At 41.7% G+C, this 1,856-nt stretch carries 1 protein-coding gene; it reads left to right on the top strand.

The genetic code is table 11. The features are described from left to right. Positions 1–496: 496 nt before the first annotated feature. Positions 497–1,768 carry a group II intron reverse transcriptase/maturase gene (gene ltrA / locus BLP81_RS13470; RefSeq protein WP_093370544.1) on the top strand — a complete coding sequence of 424 codons (1,272 nt, stop codon included), beginning with the start codon at positions 497–499 and terminating at the stop codon, positions 1,766–1,768. The last annotated feature ends 88 nt before the right edge of the window (positions 1,769–1,856 follow it).

The following is a 1,856-nucleotide window of genomic DNA, read 5'->3' as shown; positions in this document are numbered from 1 at the left end:
TGTGTGTGCCTTGAATGGTAAATATAGTTCTTTTACATGAACGCCCATAGGGTGTAAGTCCCGAATACATGGAAGTAACGTTCCAAAGTAAAGCAAGTGGCAAGGTGGTTTGGGGTGACCCATACATTGAAGTAAGCCAGACTGCGTAAACTGTGCTGACGAACAGGAACTGAATACAGAGGCTATGAGGTTGGATGAGTAGGCACATCACTGCAAAGTCCAAGACCGTATTTTCGGATAACCAAAATAGTAGATTCAGCAGTTATAGTTTAAAGGGTATTTATCTTACCGAGGGAGGTCTCCAAAGTCACGAGTTGGCTATATGGAGAAGTCAGCCGAAGTCATAGTACTTACAGGAAACGAGCCATAAACAGATATTATGGATGGTCTCACAAGTAAGGAAGGACTGAACGAATTATCACGTCTAAATTCATTTAGGAATACAGGTCATAGCACCTATATAGCCTAAATCTAAGCAGACAAGAATAGAACAATTATGATAGAACAAATCTTATCAGCAAGAAACCTGAGCATAGCGAGAAATAAAGTTATCGCTAATAAAGGTTCATCAGGTGTAGATGGTATGGAAGTATCAGAACTAAAGGATTTTATACAATCCGAGCGGTCTACGGTATGCACATCTATTATACACCGAAGCTATAAGAAAAGCCCTATCAGAGGAGTAGAAATCCCAAAAGGGAATGGGAAGACCAGACTACTAGGAGTTCCCACAGTAGTAGAGAGGTGGTTACAACAAGCAGTAAGCCAGCAACTCGCTAATCGGTTTGAATTAGATTTCGAAGAAGAGAGTTATGGTTTTCGCCCAAAGAAGAACGCCCAACAAGCTGTATTGAAAAGTCAGGACTATATCAATAATGGTTATCAGGACATAGTAGATATAGACTTAAAGGGGTTCTTTGATGAAGTACCCCACCACAAGTTACTACAACTTATCTACAACAAGGTAAAGTGCCCGACCACTCTGTGGCTCATCCGTAAATGGCTACGAGCACCGCTCTTAATAAAAGGGAAGTTGCACAAGCGTCGTAAGGGTATTCCACAGGGCAGTCCGCTAAGTCCATTACTGTCTAATATCATTTTAGACCAGTTGGACAAGTATTTAAAACACAAGGGGTATAAATTTATCCGCTACGCAGATGACTTTAGTGTATATACAACATCAAAGTCAAAAGCCCGTGTAATAGGTAATGGTATCTATATGTTTCTAAGAGACAAGCTAGAACTACCTATAAACCGAAATAAAAGCGGGATAAGACGTCCTAATACGTTCAAAATACTCGGACATGGTTTTGTGCCAACATATAAGAAAGGTGCAAAAGGGCAATACCAGATTGTAGTAGATAAAAAGTCATGGCAAAGCTTAAAGCGAAAGCTCAGGCAGATAACCAAGAAAACCAAACCAATGCGTTTAGCAGAACGTCTAGCAGAACTCAAACTTATTTACAGAGGATGGCTCAACAACTTCCGTTTAGGAAACTTAGAGGGCAAACTCAAAAAGTTAGATGAGTGGCTACGAAATCGGTTACGGTATTGTATTTGGGCTGACTGGAAGAAGCCGGAGCGAAAACGCAAGAACCTCATAAGGTTGGGAATCGAGCAAGGTCAAGCCTATGCTTGGAGTCGAACAAGAATGGGAGGATGGGCAGTAGCTCAAAGTCCAATCTTGAAAACGACAATAACTGTAAAACGCTTGCAACTCAGAGGTTATGAGCAAATGCTATACTACTACCACAAAGTGAAGTTCTGATAATACGAACCGCCGTATACGAGACCCGTACGTACGGTGGTGTGAGAGGCGCACTCCGTCAGTTACTGGCGGAGCCGTCTACTCGATT

Origin of the sequence: Psychroflexus sediminis, from assembly GCF_900099815.1 — a bacterium.
GTDB lineage: Bacteria > Bacteroidota > Bacteroidia > Flavobacteriales > Flavobacteriaceae > Psychroflexus > Psychroflexus sediminis.
The sequence above is the reverse complement of the archived record's forward strand: the minus strand, read 5'-3'. Positions and strand labels throughout refer to the sequence as shown.

What these genes read in the sequence shown, in the direction of transcription:
- ltrA (WP_093370544.1), top strand. Translation starts at nt 497, where the DNA reads ATGATAGAACAAATCTTATCAGCAAGAAACCTGAGCATAGCGAGAAAT.